This is a genomic window from Nitrososphaera sp., assembly GCF_036397675.1.
Classification (GTDB): domain Archaea; phylum Thermoproteota; class Nitrososphaeria; order Nitrososphaerales; family Nitrososphaeraceae; genus Nitrososphaera.
Genome location: NZ_DASWIL010000003.1, coordinates 1 through 19,197 on the forward strand (window position 1 = coordinate 1; position 19,197 = coordinate 19,197).

Consider the following 19,197-nt stretch of genomic DNA (forward strand, 5'->3'; position numbering starts at 1 on the left):
GAGAAAATCCTAAAGATTAAAAGTGGCTTGGTCCGCTCATGGCTATATAAAATGGTGAGCGACAGCCAAATCAGGGAGCTGGTAAAGAGGGCCCGGGAAGGGGCCGGCACACGCAAATTTAACCAGTCTGCCGAACTGACACTTGTACTGAGGGATATCGACGTAAAGAAAGGCTTTAACCTCAACGAGGTAGTGGTGCTTCCGCACAAGCCAAGCAGGCTGCCCACGATATGCGTGGTGGGCTCTGGGGACATGGCGCTTCGGGCCAAGAACGCCGGCGTCGAGCGCATCATGGATCCGCAGGAGCTCGACAGGCTCGGCACCAACAAGCGTGAAGCCCGCAAGATAGTAAGGGCGCACGACTTTTTCCTGTCCGACACCAACCAGATGGCGGCGGTGGGTCGCTCGCTTGGCCAGTTCCTCGGCCCCAAGGGAAAGATGCCAACACCTGTGCCGTACGGCGCGCCCGTAGAGAACATCGCCGGCAGGATTCGGGGCTCCGTCCGGGTTAAGGCCAAGAGCCAGCTGAACGTTTCTGTCAAGATAGGCGACGAAAAGCTTTCAGATGATCAGTTAACCGAGAATGCTTCTGCGGTCATCGCTGCGGTTGAAAAGAAGCTGCCGCAGGGCGACAAGAATATCCGCAACGCGCACGTCAAGTTCACGATGGGCAAGAAGGCCAAGCTCTCGGCGCTCAAGGCAAAGGAGAAGGAAGAATAATGTCGACAGCTGCGGCAGCAGTAATAGTGCACCGCAAGGGGTACCCGAAGAAGAAGCGCCTAATGTACAAGGAGCTGCAGGAACTGCCCAAATCGTACAACGTGATAGCGCTTTCCAAGATGACCAAGGTGCGCGCGTCGCAGCTGATGCTCTTGCGCAAGAAGTTCCGCAACGACATCAAGATAAGGATAATCAAGAACCAAGTTGCAAGGCGCGCCTTTGAGAATGTTCAGGGTGTGGCAGGGCTTGAGCACCTGAGCAAGGAGCTGGAGGGCCAGTGTGCTCTCATGTTCACCAACATCAGCCCGTTTAAGCTCAACCTGATATTTGGCCAGAACAAGATCTTTCTTGCCGCCAAGGGGGGCGACGTCGCTACAAAGGAAATCGTTATCCCGGCGGGCAATACAGGTATCGCCCCGGGCCCCGTGCTTTCCGAGTTCAAGGTCGCAAACGTGCAGACAAAGATAGATCAGGGCACGATCTGGGTGAACAAGGACACGGTCGTCGCAAAACCCGGCGACGTGATATCTACCCAGCTTGCGTCGCTCATGAGCAAGCTAAACATCAAGCCGATAGAGGCCGGCATCGCAGTCAACTTTGCAATAGCTGAGGGACTGATGTTCACAGAGGCGGACCTTAAGATCGACTTGGAAGAGTACAGGAACGAGCTCGTCAGGTCGTTCCAACAGGCTCTTGCTCTTGCGACGGAGGTCGGGTATGCCACAGCGGAAACTATCAAGCCGATGCTTGCCAAGGCACACCAGCATGCAAGGTCGCTTGCTGCAGAGTCTGGCTACCTCACGCCAGAGACGGCAGGCCTCGTCCTGCCAAGGGCGCAGTCAAAGGCCCAGGCCGTCGCGGGTGAGGCCAAGAAGAAGGGCTATAGCGCCCAGTAATTTTCTTCTTAGAAACACGCAGACCTGGTCGGGCTCACCATTACCATCATCGAGCTGCATGTTGTTGCGCCACCATACATGGTCACGATAGTCAGGATGCCTTAAGAAACCGCGGACACGCCTTCAGCGGTAAATGTCACGCCTGCCGTGATAGACGATACCGCGAGGGTTCCGGTCTGCAGCCCTAATTATCCAAACAATTGATATTTCCGCAAACCTTGCGGCGCATACGTTACCTGTTCAAGCTAAAAAGATCGCAAAAACGTGAAATGGGAAAAAGGAAGGAGCCTTAGCCGAACAGCGAGGAGAGTCCCTCGAGGGCTTCTTCCTCTTTCTTCTCGTCCTTCTTTTCATCCTTGGCCGCGGCCGCTGCGCCCGCTGGCACTGTTGCGCCTGCTGCTGGAACTGCCGCTGCAACTGCTACCGGCGCAGCCTTGAGAGCCTCCTCGATGTTTACTTCGGAGAGGGCTGCGACGAGGGACTTCACCCTCACGTCGTCGGGGTTGACGCCTGTAGCCTTGACCACGTTCTTGACATTATCTTCAGTTATATTCTGCTTGAGCTTGTGCAGAAGCAAAGCAGCGTATACGTATTCCATTGTAGTCTGCTTTCCGACCTGAACCTTATTTGAACTTTGCGAGCGGGAAAACCCTTGCGGCCTTCGAATGAACGCGAGCAGTCAACTACGCACTCCACCCGAGCTGCACTAGATGTTAAATAGCAAGTCACGCAAACCGACGCTGACGTGCGCAATTACAGGTTCAGTCTGTACCCTGCAAAAGAACAGAAGCAGAAACTTGTAGAGGCACTTGATGGCTGCAGGTGGGTGTACAACTACTTTCTGTCAATTCCGCGTATGTCAGAGTACGACATGAATCATGTCCTGACCGAATTAAAAGAGCAGCACCCTTGGGTCAGGAATTACCACAGCGAGATCCTGCAGATGGTAAGCAAGCAGGTTGCAACTGCGAGAAAAACTGCCAAAGGTAGATTGCCGTACAGGCTTTCTGACACGTTCAATTCGTTTACTTACAATCAATGGGACTTTCGGATTGAGGGCAGCAAGCCTCCGGCGCAATGTCGTGAGATATGAAGTCTGCAGAGTTTGTTGAACCTTGGACATCAGATCTCGTCGGTTCATTCGAATTCATCGATTTGCCACTTTTTTCCTTTCTTTCAAAATTGGCCGTCATTAGCTCAATTAATTCAGGTGGTACAGGTTTCACTGAGTTTCCAAATCCTATAGTTTAGGCAATGATCGCAGGATGCACTATCACAACTTTCATACTTCTGCAAAAGACGTTTTCATGATAAAACGATGGGTAACGAAGATATCTGCTAAAGTTATGCGCATGTATTTCAATTCGCGGTGCAGGAAAAAGATAAATTACTTTCAGGTGGGTCGTTCTTGGATGGCCGGCGAATCTGCAAAGAGAGGCAAGCTGTATGTTGTGGGCGTAGGGCCGGGCCACCACGACCACATGACGTACAGGGCAAAGCAAGTCATTGAGGAAAGCGACGTCATAGTAGGCTACGAGACGTACGTCGGCCTCGTTGAAGATTTGATTGCAGGCAAGGAGGTCTACCGTTACGCCATGACACAAGAAGTCGACAGGGCAAACCAAGCAATCGAGTTTGCGGAGAATGGCAGGATTGTGTCATTGGTGTCGTCAGGCGACCCCGGGATATACGGCATGGTTGGCCTCATTTACGAGATACTGGCAGAAAAGGGATGGGATAGGGTTAATGGAATCTACGTCGAGGCGGTGCCCGGCGTGTCGTCGCTCAACTCCTGCGCGGCGCTGGTCGGATCTCCGCTGATGACTGACTTTGCTGTCGTCAGCATGAGCGACCTGCTCGTCCCGTGGGACATGATAGTGAAGCGCGTGGAGGCTGCAGCACTTGGCGATTATGTCACAGTCATCTACAACCCGGCAAGCAAGAAGCGTGTGCACCAGCTGCGTGACACCCGAGATATATTTTTGAAGTATAGAAAGCCCGAGACGCCCGTTGCGATAATCAAGGGCGCGTACAGGGAGACTCAGCAGGTGGTGATTACGACCCTTGAAAGGATGCTTGAGCACCAGGACATGCTTGGCATGATAACGACCGTGATTGTGGGCAACTCGTCGACCTATAATTACAAGGGCATCATGATAAACCCTCGCGGGTATACTTCCAAGTATCAGCTGGTAAAAGAGACGCAGGCGAAGGCCTGACTATCTTATGGTTGACGCGATATTACCACAAAAATGGTGTCTTTTTTCAACGAATCAGAAGGAGGTGGCTGCTGGGAGAATCTAGATTGTGAATGTCTTGGTGCAGAATTTATCAAATGACCGGAATAGTACAATTGCAAATGCAGCAACTAGTATGATCACTGATCTAGCATCAATATGCCATATACCAAACAGGAGAAAGAAAACTACGTTCATTATTACAAACACACCTCCAGATAGGCCTAAACAGTTGCCTACCACAGACAATATGAGATTCCAATTGTACGTAGTGCGATAATCAGCTTCTTTTTCTTCCATCCCCTTCAACAATTCTGGCTTCAACCTCCAAATTCGGTAAAAGATCATTGTGCATGTTAGAAAGAATATTACTGCAGAAGAACTTGCTGAAACAAACAACCAATCAATTTGAAAACTGTCCTGTATTAGTGACATGACTGATTATTGCCCTCTTCCAGTATTAAAAGTACATGTTTTAACATGTTATCACGTGTGCATAAATGTTATTAATACGAGCTACCACTACACGATTATAGGTATGGTAAAACGCGGCGGCAAGGATGTGATAACGGTAGAGATCTTCAAGCAGACCTACGACGTGATGAAGTCAAACGCGGAGAAACTAAAGTGGAACACAAAGGAGTACATCAATTCTGTTCTCACAGAGGCGATCGAGCGGGACAGGTTCCTGCAGACGTATGCCCCCAACCTCTCAAAGGTAGGCTACCAGGACGACATACTGTTCATACGGGACGCCAAGGCAGGCAAGACTGCAGAGGTGTATCTCAAGGACAGGGCGCTCTACTGCGGCCTGTGCAGGTCAAAGGACTGCATACACGTACACTACGCCTTTGCCCTTCCCGAAGTGGTCAGGATATACCCAAAAAGGCCCAGGCTTAGGCAGTAAACACATATCCATGTTCGGGCAAGTCACAACAAATGCTTCTTGGCACGTGCGGCTGGAGCTACCAAGAGTGGGTGGGCCTGTTTTACCCAAACAACAGGGTGGCCAAGCTCCCCTTTTACGCCAAGGTCTTTGACACCGTAGAAGTTGACTCGTCGTTTTACAGGATGCCAACAAGGTCAATGGTGAAAGGCTGGGAGAAGGCTACTGGCCAGTCGTTCCGGTTTTCATTGAAACTGCCAAAGACGATAACTCACGGCAAGGGCCTTGTTGGTGTAGAAGACGAGCTTGAGGCGTTTCTTGGTGTGATAGAGCCCTTGCAGGACGCGGATAAACTGGGGTGCGTGCTGATACAGCTTGGACCCAACTTCACCTTTGATAGGGTTGCAAGACTAGAGTCGTTTCTGGGAGCTCTCCCGGATGACATCCGCTTTGCGGTAGAGTTCCGCCACGACTCGTGGAACAGGGACGACACCTGGGACTTGTTAAAAAGATACAACGTAGCAAACACGATAACGGACTCGCCCATAGAGTTCCTCGCAAACCCCGTTGTCACAGCAGATCACGCCTACGTCAGGTGGCATGGCCGGGGCAAAAAGATCTGGTACAACTATAACTATTCTGAAGAAGAGCTTTTGGCGTGGGCGCAAAAAATGAAAGCCATAATGTCAAAGGCGCCGATGACGTATGCGTATTTCAACAACCACTACAACGCAAAGGCGCCCACCAACACGCTGCAACTACTGCAAATGATAGATACCATGACAGAGCCTCAGGAAAGGGTCCTGAAACTGATTGGCCGGCGCGTCAAGGGGGCGGTCAGGTCCAAGATAACGGACTATGTCTGACATGGTTGGCAAGTTCCAGTCGCCGAATAAGAAAAACTACATAATTCCTCAGCTATGTATCAAAGAAAATAGTTATGTGAATAATGCAATTAATCTTTTACATTCATTTGCATGACAAACCTTAATAATTTGAAATGCGATAAAAAGACAGCATGGCCAACGCGTTTGAAGACAGCTCGCTCGGGCTCAAGCTGAAGGGATACCTGCTGGTTCCGAACGACGCGCTTGAAAACAAGATCGCGGTTTACACCCTAAGGATAGCACAGGATGTGTTGGCCGAGCATCCGGAGATAGTTGACGTATGGCTGCAAAAGCTGCACCGGGAATACCTGTCAAAGAGAAACGCCTGCGAATTTGAAAATGACCCTGTCGCGTGCTTTAACCTGTCCATATACGAAGAGTTTGAGAAGCACTACAAGAGCTGGGAGGACGGTGGCCTGATAGCTATCTTGCTTCCAGGCGACAGGGCGATAAGGATAAGCAAAAAGCCCCTCTTCTCCGTGTCAAAGACGCCGGCGGAGAGCTGCGACGAGTGCAGGATGACCTTTGCAACTGTTAGGGAGCTTGTGAGGCACTATGGCGAAAAGCACCCTGCGATGATAGAGAAGGTCACGATGCCTATCTAGCTGGCCGAACGTCGCGACGCTTTGGCCCAGACGCGGAAAACCAGGGGGAACACGAATAATGAATTCTTGTCGTTGGCGAAGCTTTCGATTCCTTGAATGAGTTCACGACTGTCACCATCGTCGATCTTTGTTAATACCCCCAGTATCGTGTCCCACACACGCCGATTATTTCTCAGCACTGGCAAAGAGTAGATTTCAACCTGAGGTTTCATACCGGCGTCTACAAACATGCGGTACAGCTTTTTTCCAATTGAGGGATCGCTTCCCTTCGCTTTCATGATTCCCTCATACCATGTCCAGAGTTGCTCGACGTAACGGTTGGCAGGCTCGACCACCCATCTTGAAAGGTCGCAGTCTTCCACCATCACAACCCCAGCCGGCTTTGCAATCCTCACCATTTCTTTCAAACATGCGACGGGGTTCTTCAGATGTTGAAAAAGGAAACGCGAGTAAACAGCATCGAAGGCATGACTTGGGAGCTGGGTATTTTGTGCGTCGCCTACTACAAACTCTGTGTTCCTAATTACTCTGCGCTTTGCAACCGTCTTGCAGTACTTTACTGCAGTTTGATTCGCATCAACACCGATAACAGACCCCTTTGGTCCTACAATCTTTGAAACGGCAAAACACACATCGCCTGTTCCGCAACCAATGTCTGCCACCTTCATTTTTGGAGATATTTTCATCTTCTTCAATGACGCCTCAACGAACGGAGCGAACTCTTCTGCCTGTATTTGAAGGCGATTCATCTCTTCCTCTAAAAAGGCAATCTTGGAGAAGACTTCCACAAAGTGGAAGAACATTCATTGCTAATTATGCTTTGCGGGTGGATCGTGCAAGCCAGTTTGCGATCGCACCTAGCACAGCAATTCGATCCTTCTCAGAATATCTTGGATCGTCTTGATTGTAAAAGACCGATCGAAAGAACCAGTGGTCACAATCAAAGAACTCTACCTTCTTGTCTTTGGATCTTATCAATTCATAAAACTCTTTGGAAACAATAGAATACACGTGCTTGTCATTTACTCCGTGCAATAGCAAGACAGGCGCATCAATGTCTGAGAGCTCTTTGACCTTGCTGTTTCGTGCCGCAATGATATCTACGATAAACCTGTAGCAATAGTGGAAATTGATTTCTGGATCTTTCAGCAATTCGGTTACTTCCTTTCCGCCCAGCTCCATTATCATCGGGATAGCTTCTGCAATATTAACCAGTTTTCCAGGAGTAAATATTCTACGGAAGAGGAGGTAGAGAAAGTCCAATGGTTTTGGTTCTGCGGGGCTTCTTTCTTTAATGGTCGTTATTCTGACGTATGGCGCCATCAGAACCACTCCATCGATGGAGTTCCGGAAAATGTGGGCATACCAGAGCGCAAAAGTGCATCCCAGACTGTGCCCCAGAATATAGATTTCAGACTCTTTCTTGATGGATTGGATGACTTCATTAATTGCAGTCAGGGTTTTTTCAAAGTCCAGGTCTCCTGGTTGTCCGGCAGATTTCCCGTGGCCCGGAAGGTCCATTGAATACACTTCAATTCCCCGCCCAGACAACATCGAGCCGATATAACTAAAGATTCTTGAATCACAATAGGCCCCGTGTATGCAAAGAAGAGCCTTACCCAAAGATTCCTCTGGTAAAAAATGTAACAAGTTGATGGCACCTAAGCTTGTTTGTATGTGCGTAGCTTCCAGTTATTATTGCAAATATTAAGGCTTAGCGAACACGTGGGAATTTGAACATAATAGCGGTCCTGAAGCGTCAGGATAGGGACGTAGAATTGTCCATTATAAGAGCATGGTTAAAAATTTAAATAGCTTTTAGGACACTTTAACTCGAAATATGTCGGATGCTGTCACTGTCGAGCAGGTTTTTTCCATACTGGCAGACAGGCATTCCTGCAACATTCTAAGAATGGCCTACTCCGGCTTCAAGGCCTCATCTCAAAGTTATGTCGGTAACCTGAGCAAGAAGCAGTTTTACGTCCGGCTAAAGCGTCTCCGCGATGCAGGCTTGGTGGAAAAGCGCAATTCGTTCTACAGAACAACAACTTTTGGATCACTCGTCTACAATAGTCATATTAAAACCATGCATATAATCCTCGCCAATTATTGGAGCCTAAAAGCCATAGATGTCTTGAAGGCGAGAGAAGACTTTCCTTCACATCAGAAGGAGGCAGTCATGAATGAGATAATTCAGAGTGGCAACCTCCGCAGCATCGTAAACGCGACCCATCTATCAGGCTTTACTATCATCAATGACTTTAACATGCTTATCAACGAGGTAATCAAATTGCTTGGCAATGCCCATAACGAGGTCTACTTTGCATCAAGGTATCACGACCCCCACGTCTCGGCTAAAGTATTGGAGATATTTGCGCGAGGAGCTAAATTACACATACTTGACGGCAACCCGGAGCAGATAAGCCTCGAGAATAGACTAAACGCGATACTAAGGACGCCACCTAACAAAGAGACATTTGACAAGGTGAACGAGATGATAAGGTCACCTCGTTTTGACCTCAAGAGGAAGGAAGTCCCTATAAGCTTCATGGTTGTCGACGGAACACAGGTTGTATACGAGACGGCTAACTACGCCAGTCCGGAACAATTCACAGTTGCAATATCACGCTACGACGACGCGTACTTGGCGCAGAGGTTCATAGGCTACTTTGGTCTTCTTGCGAAGGATGCAGTTACACCTCGCCTTCTTGCAAGTGTCAGAGAGCGTTAGACCACGCTCGATCCGGTTAGATTCTATCATCGCTAGGCTTGGACAACGGATATAATTTTGCAAAGCGAACCGAAAGGTGCTTTCAGGCCTAAATCCAGCCCTAAAAGTATCCAAGAATGGATACTCTTTCTAAAAAAAAGTAATATTGGAACGCCCGTAGCGTTTTGACACAATGTCAGTTCTTCCCTTTGTAAATAGGAACCAAGAAAAGACAAGCAGACCGGTTGAACAGATGTCCCTTGCGCGCTCCCAGCTGATCCTACTCAATTCACGTAAGAAATGGGGCTTGGTTTATGCTCTCGCCACCCTTGCAGGCCTATTCTTCATACCTGAAGGGATGGTTGCCGCAATATTACAAGCAGACCCCCTTGTACTAATCTCAAGAACCGTGACATTGCCCTTCGTATCCTTTATGATAATAGTTGGCATGTACGTGCTGAACGACCTGGTCGACGCAGACCTGGACAGAGCCAACGGCAAAAAACGTCCTATACCTGCAGGTCAGGTGTCAAGAAGGCAGGTATGGGTATTCATAGGGCTTACCAATACCGCAGGTATTGTGCTTGCCATTCTTACATTCAACCCTGCAAGTATAGGAATCGCCTTAGGGATCGCAGCCATAGGCATAATGTACTCCACTCCAAAGATCTCGCTTAAGGACAGATTCTTAGTGAAAACACTCGCCATTGCTCTTGCCATGGCACTTTGTGCGCTTCTTGGCGCAACCTCAACTCTTGGCTTAGAACTTAACCACATCAATTCATTCCTACCCGTATACATTGCTCTCCTGCTAGGAATCATGATTTTTGTCACTTCACCCTTTAACGATCTGGGTGATGTAGTTGCAGACAAGGCTGCTGGAAGACGTACTATTCCTATTGTGATAGGCAAGGAAAACACCGTCAAGTTATCAATCACTCTAGCAATAGGTATGGCAATGATTTCGTGGTTATTCTATGGCTTGGGCATCGTCGGCTTGGCCACTTCTTTTGCTGTAAGTTTTGTATCTGCTTTGGCAGCACTAAACACATCCAAAGTCCTGAAGAGGATTGATGACATCGAATATGTACGCAAGAAGCACAAGCTATCGTATCCACTTCACATAATGCTGCAGTCAGCTATTGTAGTAGGGATGCTGCTGATCTAACCCTGCAGGCTATTGCACCATACTAAAGTATCCTAAAACAGAGACTTTCTATCAGCACCTCCATATGACGGACAAACAACGTATAATAAGCTCACACACATAAATGCGTCCGTAAAATGGCCAAGTCTCAGACGGCCGCCACAGTACTCCGGACCATTTCCGATGACAAATCAATGGACCTTTTCAAAACCATCGCTCAGAGCAGCATTGACAGCGAGAGCTTGAAGAACAAGACGAAACTCACTCGCAAGCAATACTATTCCCGGCTCTCGAGGATGACAAAGGCAGGTTTGGTGAGGAAAAAGAGCGGCAAATATGCCCTGACAGCGTTTGGCAAGGTAATCTACGACTCGCAGACAACAGTCGACAACGCACTGACCAACTTTTGGAAGCTCAAGGCCATCGACTCGCTGGAAATGTCCAACGAACTTCCGAAGGAAGAGCAGCAAAAGCTGATCGATGCCCTGCTTGACAACCAAGAATTGAAAGGGATCCTCATAAAGGGTTCCTAGGCTTCTTCCCACAGGACACTTTTCTTTAGGCCTTCCCGCCCGTGTTCATCACACTTTTTTAAAGTTCTTGTGTATTGACGAGCCGTACTGCAGCGCCTTTTTTGGCTTCATGGCTGACTCTTCGGGAACTCCGATTTCAAGAGCAACCTTCCTCAGGATGTGTTTTCTCACCATGTCGTCGGCCCCCTTTATCTTCTGGTCAAGCGGAATGGTCCTAACATATTCTATGAAGGTGGGAGATAGAAAGGGCTGTCGGACCAGTACATCGTACTTTTGCGCCACCGTCGAGATCTCCTTGACCAGCGCCAGCTCGTTTAATATCTTGTCTTCCATGAACTTCATGATGGCTTGCTCACCTGCATCGTAGATTGCCCTGAATCCGTTGTAGCCGCAGAAAAGCTCATCGCACCCATTCGCGCTCAGAACGACTCGAATGCCAGCGCCTTTTGCGGCCCGTGCGATGCACAGGTAGGCTACGCAGTTTTCAACGTGCGAAGTGTTGTTGCAGGTAATGGCCTTACGGACGCGCTCAAGGTCCTGCTCAAAGCCATGGACGTCAAGCTCGACTATTTTGTGCGATAGACCTAGCCCGGCCGCGATTTTTTTTGAGAACCCAACATCGTGCGAGCCGGGAAAGCCAACCGTTACGAGTGTGACCTGCTTGCCGAGGTCAGCGCTGATCCGGGCAAGAAGCGAGCTGTCGATTCCGCCGGAGAACGCGACTGCCAAGTTTTTTTCGGGCGCAACTTGTCGTACTACCCGGTAGAGGGCCTCGCGCAGCTCTTGAAGCACGCCTTTTCAAGGCGCGTCCTGGCATAAATATGAAATTACTTGTCAAGTTCCCTGCGCATCTCGTCTACGAGGAACGACGCGTCGTACTCGCCAAACGCCCCTTCAACAACCTACCTTATCCGCTCAAGCGTGTGGGATTCGTCCTGGCCAAGCGCGATGCCTTGCCTCTCGAGGTCGTAGATTAGCAGGTCAACTATGGAGCGGCCGGGAGCCTTGAGGTTTTCAAAGGTCCGCCTCAGATGCAGACTGGATACCCGAACGGCATTCTTCACGCTAGTTGGCAAAAGTACGGAGATTATTGCTAACAGTCACTAAAAAAGTCATTTGAACCAGCTGTTGGACGATCTCACTCAACGAGATCCCAGGCAAACTACCATTTATATAGTCAGAGATACCAGCTGCCGCCGATAATCAACGAATGCCCACAGAACGTGTGGTTTTGGACAGTGATTTACGATACCTTGACGGCAAAGGGAACCTCCTGAAAAGCAGGGTTGAGCTGTCCGTTGCACAGATGCTTGCGTTTCTTGGCCACAACTACAGGTACGGCACAAGCCTAGCATTGCCGGACGGCGCGCGCGTCCCAGTGGATTTTGAGGTTGGAACGAGGTATTTAGAAGTCATCGACTCCGAAGCCGACGAGGTCAAGTTCAGGCGCATAAAGGAAGCGCTCCCGGCACTTGACATCATTGCCTTGGGACATTCTAGGTTTGCAAGCAAGGTGGAGGAGATGGACTCGGTGTTCCTGTACGACGAGCCGGAAAAGGTGCAGACTGGCTCGATATTCATAGAGGACCCGTCGCTTGCGTTTGACTATGCGCACATACTACCCCTGGTGGAAAAGTGCTCGGTGCTACACGGCCACACCTCGACCGTGATGGTCGAGCTCATAGGCACCATGAAGAACAACCTCGTGATCGACTTTGGCGACGCCAAGCGCATAATAAAGGACGCTCTGAACGCGATCGACCACAAGTTTTTCATCAACAAGAAATACCTGCAGCGGGAAGATGACACCCACTATTACGTGGCGTTTGAGGGGCCGCGCGGATACTTTAACCTGCAAGTGCCCAAGATGACGACGTACATGATGTCCGGCGAGGCGACGGTGGAAAACCTGTCGACTGAGATAATCAAGCTCTTGGCGCCGAGCATGCCGCGCAACGTGGAAGCCATCGGCGTCTACATATATGAGGGCGTGAACAAGGGCGCCCACATCATTGCAGGGATAAAGAAGGAAGAGAAAAGGGACTAGATGGACAAGGCCCTGGTTATGCTGTCAGGCGGCCTGGACTCTGCTACCTGCCTCTACTGGGCCCGGGAGCGGTTTGACGTCTCTGCGATAACATTCAACTATTTTGGCAGGCTCGAAAACGAAAGGAGCGCCACTGCCAAGCTGGCAGAGGCCGTGGGAGTTAAAGTCATCGAGATAGATGTGCCGTTTGTTAAGGAGGCCGCGGACGTTGACGGCGGCAAGTTTGCCGGCCCGGACAAAAAGTGGGCTGCGTACGTCCCGGCAAGAAACATGATGTTCTACTCTATCGCCGCCCACCACGCGGAGTACTTTGGCGCCAAGTGGATAGTAGGCGGCCACAACTTGCACGATGCGTCGTTATTCAAGGACGCATCCAAGGAATACATTGGAAAGCTGAACGCGCTTTTTCGTGAGGCCTGCCTTGCGTGCGACGGCAAGCCATATCAGATATTGCTGCCACTCGCAGACATGGACAGGGTGGGAGTACTAAGGCTTGCGCAAGAATTGAATGTTCCACTAGCGTTCACATGGAGTTGCCACTCTGATGGAGACAGGCACTGCGGCCTGTGCTACTCCTGCCGGCAGAGGCTCGAGGCGTTTGGGGCAATCGGTGTTCCCGATCCCGCGTTTGAACGCTAGTACCGCCTCTCTTCCGCGCCACCTTTCAGCGCGATGTTGCTCAGGTAAACAGCGTCAAAGTCCTTTACACCAGTCCTGATTTGTATCTCGCCGTCGAGGCTTTCGATGACGCCAAACCCTGTCACAATGCCACGCAGGCCAAGCCCCACGAACGTTCCCTCAATTGAGGCCCGCGCGAATAGGCGGGCGGCAATTGGTAGAGAGGTGGGTCTTCCCCTGTACACGAATCTGGTTTTCGATGCGTCCATGGCGGCAAGTCCGCCGCCCACATGACGCATGAACTGGTCCATCCTGCGCCCGGCCCTTTCTGACCGCGTCTTGGCCGTCTGGCCACTTGAACGGGCATGTAGGAAAAGCCATCGGCCTCGTGCAAGCGCAAACGTAAGACCCTCGTTTCGGCCAAGGCACACTATGACTGTTGGCGCGAGCGCCCTTGCAAGCATCCTCTTGTACGCGGCACCTCCGTCTGCGACATAGCCGTCGGTATTGATGATGTGCAGACGCGAGATCCTTCTGGTCCTGGCAAGCATAGATTTCATACTGCATACGACCAGCCTCTCAGAGCCTGCGGGAGTAACGCTGCCCACAAATTCGTAATACCCTGCAGCCACGTCACGAAGGTCTACCACCTGGTCCCTGACTAACGCCGCGCCTATTGCGGCAGGTGGGGCAAGGTCGCCCTGCCCTATGTCGCCGTCGATGACGCACGGGGCAAGCCCACGCCCAATGGCCGCATTTGCGATGTACGTCGACAGCGTAGACTTGCCGGTGTCAGTCGCGCCCACAAGCATCACGGCAAGTCGCCTACCAGACATGCCAAGGATCCGCTCGACCAAGCCAGCCCACATTGCAGTCCCCGTGGTTAATGGGTCGGCATCCCAGGCATCACCCCCCTCAAGCGCAAGAGTGCATCCGGGGCTTGGCTCGAACGGTAGCTCCCTGCCATTCCGGACCTGCACCGTCATGCCAGAGACGTCCATGCCAAGCAGCGTACAGGCCCCGCCTAGGCGCACGGTGGCAGGCCCTCTCACCATCGTGACCTTCCCTGCTTGCATGACGCGGTCTTCACGCCGGCAGAAAATAACTTTGCTGCGCTGCAACGTTTATTTCCCTACCTTCTGCAAGCGCAGCTGCAATTGTCGGCCTCGGCTGACCGTGGGCTGCGGATTCCTGTTGGCGGCCAGCAGCTTGTACGCACGCTCAGCCTCATTGATGTCATCATGGTGGGCATAGCCGGCATGATAGGCGGCGCGATTTTCGTCCTCATGGGGCCAGCCATCGGGCTTGCGGGAAGCGCGGTCATCATAGCGCTTGTCATAAACGGCGTCATCACGCTTTTCACGGCAATGGTCTACGCGGAACTTGGCTCGGCCTTGCCGGAAGCGGGAGGCGGCTACAAATGGATAAGGGAGGGTCTGCCAAGGCCAAACGCGTTTATCAGCGGGTGGATGGCGTGGTTTGCCCACATAGTAGCGGGGAGCCTTTACGCGGTGGGATTTGGCGCGTTTACTTACAGCCTCTTCCAGATTACAGGGCTGCTACCGGACCAGCCACTGTTCGGTCTGTTTCCGTACGACAAACTGATTGCCGTGGCCTCCATCGCTGCATTCACTTACGTGAACGTCAAGGGGACTTCCACAACCGGCAAGGCCGGCACAGCAGTCACGCTCGTACAGCTCGCAATAATAATTGTCATACTCGGTTTTGGTTTCTGGGCGCTCCAGCACAATCCCGGTTGGGAATCGGCATTTGCGGAGCAGATGCTGCCGCTCGGGCTGACGGGCCTCATCGCGGCCATGGGCCTCACCTTCATCGCCTTCGAAGGATACGAGATAATCGTACAAACCGGAGAGGAGGTGAAAAACCCAAAGCGCAACATTCCCAAAGCAATCTTCATTTCCCTTGGCGTGGTCGTGGCGCTCTACTGCATGATGGGCTTTATCGCGGTATCTGCGACGCGGGCGCCCGGCGATGAACCGGCGTGGCAGTTCATCGGTAGAAACGGCGAGCTTGGGATAACGAAAGCTGTAGACCTGTTCATGCCGTACGGCGCTTTCGTGGTTCTTGCTGGGGGCATAGTCTCCACTCTTGCCGCGCTGAATGCGACTACGTTTTCTTCCTCCCGTGTCGCCCTTGCAATGGGACGCAACTACAACCTGCCCCACGCGCTTTCTTCGATACACCCAGTCAACAAGACGCCGCACGTTGCAGCAATAGTGTCAGGCATAATAATGGCAGTCATGGCCTACGCGCTGCCGCTTGCAGACATTGCCGTTGCGGCCGGCGTTATTTTTCTGCTTCTGTTTACACAGGTCAACATCGCCGCGATCACCATCAGGCGGATTTATGGCGACAAGCTGACGTACGGGTACAAGATGCCACTCTTTCCTTCGATCCCAATAGCCGGCATTTTCTTGAATCTCGGGCTTGCAGTCTATCTGCTTGTCACCCAGCCGCTCAGCTGGGGCATCACAGCGCTGTGGATATTGGTTGGGTTCGTACTCTATAGGATGTACACGTTCAAGAAGGAGGTTGAGCACTATGCGCCCCTAGTCATGACTGAAGGCACTCCAAGCAGGATGAGCTACAGGGTACTCGTGCTCTTTAGCCCCGAGAACCCAGACAGGCTGTCCAGATACGCGATGAGGGTTGCAAGGGAGTCTGCAGGCGAAGTCAACTTTCTCAGGGTGATAACAGTCCCGATGCAGACGCCGCTTTCTGCCGGCGCAGCTTTTGCCGAGGGTTCCAAGAAGGGCTTTGCGGCGCTTGAAGAGATGTTCAACGAAAGGAAGATACCAAGCCGCTACCTGGTCAGGATCTCTCATGACCACACCGAGGCGATACTTGCGACTGTAGAGGAGCAAAAGATAGATCTGCTAATAGCCGACTTGGAGCTTGTAGGCAGGAACCGCAAGCTTCTGGCGCTTGCCACTTGCGATGTGTTTGCGATAAAATCAGATGACGACAATACTCCGCTCGAAAAAGAGCACGACGCGGATTCTACACTGCAGAAAAAGAACTTGGTAGTGATCTACGATGGCGGCGCGCACGCAAATCTGGTGCTCAAAATGACGAGCTGGCTCGAGCACACAGGGAGGTTCAATGTGGAACTGCTCTCGCTAAGCAAGAAAGAGACGGAGGTCGAAGGGAGTGTGGCCATGAAGCCAGACTATTTGACGCAACTTGGCATAGGCATGAGAGAAGTCCGGCTCTCGCCAAGCACACACGAATCTGCGGCCATCCTGTTTGGAGCCATCGACTCGCACAGGCCTGACATGGTGGTGGTTGGAGCAAGCGTCGGGAAATTTAGCGTCTTTGACAGTCCACCGCTCATGCACATGCTAAAGCAGCTCCAATGCCCAGTGGTAGTTGCCAGGGATTTCGGCATACCTGGAGTCAGAAAGGCGCAGTCGCTCTTCATGAAAGCGTTTGGCAGGTGGCGCACGGCAGAAAAACACTAGTGCAGCTTTTATCCGCGTATTGCTAAAATTGTATAGTGGAGTGTGGGATATGTGGCCGCAGTGAGGAAATGCCGTTCAAGTGCCGCTACTGCAAGGCGCTCTTTTGCTCAGAGCACAGGCTCCCGCCAAACCACAACTGCGTCCTCCTTGAGCAGTTCTTACACCAGCCCGAAAAGGACAGGGAGTTTCTCGAACACGTCGCCGGCAAGCGCGGCAGCACAGGTGAAAGAACCGCAAGTGCCCTTAGAAACGCGGTGCTCCTCAGGTTCTCACGGACTGAGATCGCCCACCTGACGATCGGTACGGCGCTCGTGACAGCGGTTGGATTGTCGCTTTTCGGCTTTCGGTTCCAGCCAGAGTACTTGGTCATATTTGTCAGCGCTTTTCTGCTCCACGAGTTCGCGCACAAGTTCCTTGCCCAGTTTTACAGGGCTTGGGCGGAATTCCGCGTGCTCTTTTTTGGAGCTGTGATAACCGCCGTGTCGGCGCTCCCGTTCTTTCCGTTTAAGTTTATCGCGCCCGGAGTCGTGTTCATCAGCGGATCGATTAGCGAGCGCAGGAACGGAAGGATCTCGCTTGTGGGCCCGCTCACTAACATAGCCCTTGGAGCGGGTTTCATGCTCGCATATTTTGCCATGGGCTCGCAGCTAATGCTGGTCGGCGCAAGGTTCAACGGATGGATTGCGCTTTTCAATCTCATCCCGTTCATGGGGCTCGACGGGTCCAAGATATTTTCGTGGAACAAGATCGTGTGGGTTCTTGCTCTTGCCGCTTCAATAGGGTTGTTTGCCGCCGGGAGCCTCTTCTCTGGTAGAGGACTTTTTGGCTTTTAGCTAGTTCATGTACCCGAATGAAAGCAGGAGGTCACTGTCGCGGACCCACCTGCTCCCGATGTCCGTCCTGTAAAACATGTTTGGGATCATGATGTTGGCGACGCGCTTGTAGGCTACTGCACGGGCCTCCTCAGTGGTGTCGCCAGAGCCGGTCACGACCAGTGAATATCCAGACCTGCCTGCGATGTGCCAGTCGTTTCCCTCCCTCTTGACCTCGCCTAGGTGGACGCCTGTAAGGTCCGGTTTGTTGAACAGGATTATAGCCTCCTCGGAGAATTTCCTGAACGTTTTTTCGTCGTTAAACGGAAACGGCGGAACTGCGATGACTACTGCTATCTGGAATCCCCGTTTTGTCTGGAGCTCCGCGTTTTCCCCGCTTGCAAGTGAGTAAAGGAACTGGCCCCACTTGCTCGTCACGCCCTCCATATGTATAGATATGGTTGGGTAGCCAAACCTAGACGTGAACTCGAGCGGGTAGATGCCGGTACCGTTTGCGATGCAGTTGATGTCTATGTAGCCTACGTACCTCGACTCGGCAAGCTTGGGCTTTATTTTTTCCAGTGTGTATTCAAATATCTTATTCCTCGCACTCCACCAGGCAAGTGTTCCCATCTCGCCCGTGCTCGGACCGATGTTGTCGGGGAAAAGCCTCTTGTGCTCAAAGTTGATGTTGATGGGATGCGCAAACTCTTTGCCGTTAAAGAACGCGCCCACCGCGACTTCAACGCCGGAAGAAAATTTCTGCAGTTGGAATATCCTTATCTTGTTTGACCAGCGCTTCTTGTACCGGGCTAGGACGTTGATGACGTCGTTGCCATCCGCCTCCTGGCCGACGAACAGCAGCTCTTTTTCGTTCTGCGCCTTGCCGCTTGGCTTGATGACGTACCTACTGGGGTTGTCCTGCACGAATTTTATGGCCTCCTCAAAGTCTGAAAAATTCCAGCTCGGCAGGACAGAGACGCCGGCCTTTTCAAGCTCCTGCTGTCCAAACTCACGCTCATTTTCAAGCCTGTCGGTGTAGGAACTTCCGCCCACGACCTTCTTGCCCTCGGACCTGAGCCGGTCTGCTGTTTTGCCAAAGCCGATGTCATCGAACACTATGACATCGGCCGAGTCGACGTGCGGCTCCCATTCGTCAATCTTGTCCACGAATCCGTCGCCCACATCCTTTTCGGTCGCGCTCTGGACGCAGAACTTGACCTCGTTGCCCTCTTGCAGTATCGTGTACGCAAGATCGAGGCTTAGTGCTTCCGGCGACACAAAGAGGAACTTCACGTTTCAGGGGTTGTAAACGACTAGCATGACTTTAAAGAGTACGTTTTTGCGCGCGAGTTTATTAGCCAATCGCGGTTTCTAAAAGACACGAATGGCAGAAAGAGACCACGACATAAATCCCGCGCTTATGGTCATCGACGTGCAGAGCGGGTTTGTAAGCAAGGGAGGGTCGTACGACCTACTTAGAACCTATCTCAAAACTTAACTAAAATTTACTAAAATGCCTAGCAGGTTAGTACCTTATGATATTTCATTGGGGAGGCTCTTCCTCATGTCATGTCCAGCGAGTTTCTCGTGCAAAAAGTGGGTAACATACTGCAA

Annotated in this window: 21 protein-coding genes; 14 read left to right on the forward strand and 7 right to left on the reverse strand. The window is 51.4% G+C overall.

Features of this window, described 5'->3' with window-relative positions; translation table 11 throughout:
• Positions 1-51 precede the first annotated feature (51 nt).
• On the forward strand, positions 52-720 hold the full coding sequence (locus VGA14_RS00160) for a 50S ribosomal protein L1 (RefSeq protein ID WP_331001712.1): 669 nt from the start codon (positions 52-54) through the stop codon (positions 718-720).
• Positions 720-1,616, forward strand: coding sequence for a 50S ribosomal protein L10 (locus VGA14_RS00165; protein ID WP_331001713.1), 897 nt, complete (start codon positions 720-722; stop codon positions 1,614-1,616). The genes VGA14_RS00160 and VGA14_RS00165 overlap by 1 nt, the downstream gene beginning before the upstream one ends.
• Positions 1,617-1,905: 289 nt before the next feature.
• Here VGA14_RS00165 and rpl12p read toward each other — a convergent pair whose 3' ends face one another.
• On the reverse strand, positions 1,906-2,214 hold the full coding sequence (rpl12p, locus tag VGA14_RS00170) for a 50S ribosomal protein P1 (protein WP_331001714.1): 309 nt from the start codon (positions 2,212-2,214) through the stop codon (positions 1,906-1,908).
• A gap of 147 nt (positions 2,215-2,361) precedes the next feature.
• Here rpl12p and VGA14_RS00175 point away from each other — a divergent pair, with 147 nt between their 5' ends.
• The 5 genes from VGA14_RS00175 (at position 2,362) to VGA14_RS00195 (ending at position 6,231) form a co-directional block, all read left to right on the forward strand.
• Entirely contained in the window at positions 2,362-2,709 is a 348-nt protein-coding gene (locus VGA14_RS00175; protein ID WP_331001715.1) for a helix-turn-helix domain-containing protein, read from the forward strand.
• Between the two features lie 319 nt (positions 2,710-3,028).
• The gene (gene cobJ / locus VGA14_RS00180; RefSeq protein ID WP_331001716.1) at positions 3,029-3,835 is read left to right on the forward strand and encodes a precorrin-3B C(17)-methyltransferase; all 807 of its coding nucleotides are present in this window, start codon (positions 3,029-3,031) and stop codon (positions 3,833-3,835) included.
• Between the two features lie 556 nt (positions 3,836-4,391).
• Entirely contained in the window at positions 4,392-4,760 is a 369-nt protein-coding gene (locus VGA14_RS00185; protein ID WP_331001717.1) for a hypothetical protein, read from the forward strand.
• 32 nt (positions 4,761-4,792) lie between these two features.
• Positions 4,793-5,605 carry a DUF72 domain-containing protein gene (locus VGA14_RS00190; RefSeq protein WP_331001718.1) on the forward strand — a complete coding sequence of 271 codons (813 nt, stop codon included), beginning with the start codon at positions 4,793-4,795 and terminating at the stop codon, positions 5,603-5,605.
• A gap of 152 nt (positions 5,606-5,757) precedes the next feature.
• Positions 5,758-6,231 (forward strand): hypothetical protein, encoded by a 474-nt coding sequence (locus VGA14_RS00195; RefSeq protein WP_331001719.1) that lies wholly within the window; start codon positions 5,758-5,760, stop codon positions 6,229-6,231.
• Here VGA14_RS00195 and VGA14_RS00200 read toward each other — a convergent pair.
• Positions 6,228-7,019, reverse strand: a complete 792-nt coding sequence (locus tag VGA14_RS00200; RefSeq protein ID WP_331001720.1) for a class I SAM-dependent methyltransferase — start codon at positions 7,017-7,019, stop codon at positions 6,228-6,230. The two genes, VGA14_RS00195 and VGA14_RS00200, sit on opposite strands and share 4 nt — an antisense overlap.
• A 25-nt stretch (positions 7,020-7,044) precedes the next feature.
• Entirely contained in the window at positions 7,045-7,881 is an 837-nt protein-coding gene (locus VGA14_RS00205) for an alpha/beta hydrolase (protein ID WP_331001721.1), read from the reverse strand.
• Positions 7,882-8,071: 190 nt separating this feature from the next.
• On the opposite strand from VGA14_RS00205, the gene VGA14_RS00210 reads away from it, so the two are divergent.
• From VGA14_RS00210 to VGA14_RS00220, 3 genes are all read left to right on the forward strand, one after another.
• Positions 8,072-8,962, forward strand: coding sequence for a hypothetical protein (locus VGA14_RS00210; protein ID WP_331001722.1), 891 nt, complete (start codon positions 8,072-8,074; stop codon positions 8,960-8,962).
• 172 nt (positions 8,963-9,134) lie between these two features.
• Positions 9,135-10,109 (forward strand): UbiA family prenyltransferase, encoded by a 975-nt coding sequence (locus tag VGA14_RS00215; RefSeq protein ID WP_331001723.1) that lies wholly within the window; start codon positions 9,135-9,137, stop codon positions 10,107-10,109.
• A gap of 116 nt (positions 10,110-10,225) precedes the next feature.
• Positions 10,226-10,621, forward strand: a complete 396-nt coding sequence (locus tag VGA14_RS00220) for a hypothetical protein (RefSeq protein ID WP_331001724.1) — start codon at positions 10,226-10,228, stop codon at positions 10,619-10,621.
• Positions 10,622-10,669: 48 nt separating this feature from the next.
• Here the strand turns inward: VGA14_RS00220 and VGA14_RS00225 are convergent, their stop codons facing one another.
• Positions 10,670-11,413 (reverse strand): asparagine synthase C-terminal domain-containing protein, encoded by a 744-nt coding sequence (locus VGA14_RS00225; protein ID WP_331001725.1) that lies wholly within the window; start codon positions 11,411-11,413, stop codon positions 10,670-10,672.
• Positions 11,414-11,523: 110 nt separating this feature from the next.
• Positions 11,524-11,697: a hypothetical protein gene (locus VGA14_RS00230; RefSeq protein WP_331001726.1), complete on the reverse strand. Its 174-nt coding sequence runs from the start codon at positions 11,695-11,697 to the stop codon at positions 11,524-11,526.
• Positions 11,698-11,831: 134 nt separating this feature from the next.
• Here VGA14_RS00230 and VGA14_RS00235 point away from each other — a divergent pair, with 134 nt between their 5' ends.
• Both VGA14_RS00235 and VGA14_RS00240 read left to right on the forward strand, forming a co-directional pair.
• Positions 11,832-12,668 (forward strand): 6-pyruvoyl trahydropterin synthase family protein, encoded by an 837-nt coding sequence (locus tag VGA14_RS00235; RefSeq protein WP_331001727.1) that lies wholly within the window; start codon positions 11,832-11,834, stop codon positions 12,666-12,668.
• Entirely contained in the window at positions 12,669-13,307 is a 639-nt protein-coding gene (locus VGA14_RS00240) for a 7-cyano-7-deazaguanine synthase (RefSeq protein WP_331001728.1), read from the forward strand. It begins immediately after the preceding gene.
• On the opposite strand, the gene VGA14_RS00245 is transcribed toward VGA14_RS00240, so the two are convergent.
• Positions 13,304-14,362: a Clp1/GlmU family protein gene (locus tag VGA14_RS00245; RefSeq protein WP_331001729.1), complete on the reverse strand. Its 1,059-nt coding sequence runs from the start codon at positions 14,360-14,362 to the stop codon at positions 13,304-13,306. The genes VGA14_RS00240 and VGA14_RS00245 overlap by 4 nt on opposite strands.
• 81 nt (positions 14,363-14,443) lie before the next feature.
• Here VGA14_RS00245 and VGA14_RS00250 point away from each other — a divergent pair, with 81 nt between their 5' ends.
• Positions 14,444-16,768: an amino acid permease gene (locus VGA14_RS00250; RefSeq protein ID WP_331001730.1), complete on the forward strand. Its 2,325-nt coding sequence runs from the start codon at positions 14,444-14,446 to the stop codon at positions 16,766-16,768.
• Between the two features lie 35 nt (positions 16,769-16,803).
• Positions 16,804-17,601 carry an AN1-type zinc finger domain-containing protein gene (locus VGA14_RS00255; RefSeq protein WP_331001731.1) on the forward strand — a complete coding sequence of 266 codons (798 nt, stop codon included), beginning with the start codon at positions 16,804-16,806 and terminating at the stop codon, positions 17,599-17,601.
• Here VGA14_RS00255 and VGA14_RS00260 read toward each other — a convergent pair whose 3' ends face one another.
• On the reverse strand, positions 17,602-18,876 hold the full coding sequence (locus tag VGA14_RS00260; protein WP_331001732.1) for a phosphoribosylglycinamide synthetase C domain-containing protein: 1,275 nt from the start codon (positions 18,874-18,876) through the stop codon (positions 17,602-17,604).
• Positions 18,877-19,197 lie beyond the last annotated feature (321 nt).

What these genes read in the sequence shown, in the direction of transcription:
- VGA14_RS00160 (WP_331001712.1), top strand. Translation starts at nt 52, where the DNA reads ATGGTGAGCGACAGCCAAATCAGGGAGCTGGTAAAGAGGGCCCGGGAA.
- VGA14_RS00165 (WP_331001713.1), top strand. Translation starts at nt 720, where the DNA reads ATGTCGACAGCTGCGGCAGCAGTAATAGTGCACCGCAAGGGGTACCCG.
- rpl12p (WP_331001714.1), bottom strand. Translation starts at nt 2,214, where the DNA reads ATGGAATACGTATACGCTGCTTTGCTTCTGCACAAGCTCAAGCAGAAT.
- cobJ (WP_331001716.1), top strand. Translation starts at nt 3,029, where the DNA reads ATGGCCGGCGAATCTGCAAAGAGAGGCAAGCTGTATGTTGTGGGCGTA.
- VGA14_RS00185 (WP_331001717.1), top strand. Translation starts at nt 4,392, where the DNA reads ATGGTAAAACGCGGCGGCAAGGATGTGATAACGGTAGAGATCTTCAAG.
- VGA14_RS00190 (WP_331001718.1), top strand. Translation starts at nt 4,793, where the DNA reads ATGCTTCTTGGCACGTGCGGCTGGAGCTACCAAGAGTGGGTGGGCCTG.
- VGA14_RS00195 (WP_331001719.1), top strand. Translation starts at nt 5,758, where the DNA reads ATGGCCAACGCGTTTGAAGACAGCTCGCTCGGGCTCAAGCTGAAGGGA.
- VGA14_RS00210 (WP_331001722.1), top strand. Translation starts at nt 8,072, where the DNA reads ATGTCGGATGCTGTCACTGTCGAGCAGGTTTTTTCCATACTGGCAGAC.
- VGA14_RS00215 (WP_331001723.1), top strand. Translation starts at nt 9,135, where the DNA reads ATGTCAGTTCTTCCCTTTGTAAATAGGAACCAAGAAAAGACAAGCAGA.
- VGA14_RS00220 (WP_331001724.1), top strand. Translation starts at nt 10,226, where the DNA reads ATGGCCAAGTCTCAGACGGCCGCCACAGTACTCCGGACCATTTCCGAT.
- VGA14_RS00235 (WP_331001727.1), top strand. Translation starts at nt 11,832, where the DNA reads ATGCCCACAGAACGTGTGGTTTTGGACAGTGATTTACGATACCTTGAC.
- VGA14_RS00240 (WP_331001728.1), top strand. Translation starts at nt 12,669, where the DNA reads ATGGACAAGGCCCTGGTTATGCTGTCAGGCGGCCTGGACTCTGCTACC.
- VGA14_RS00245 (WP_331001729.1), bottom strand. Translation starts at nt 14,362, where the DNA reads ATGCAAGCAGGGAAGGTCACGATGGTGAGAGGGCCTGCCACCGTGCGC.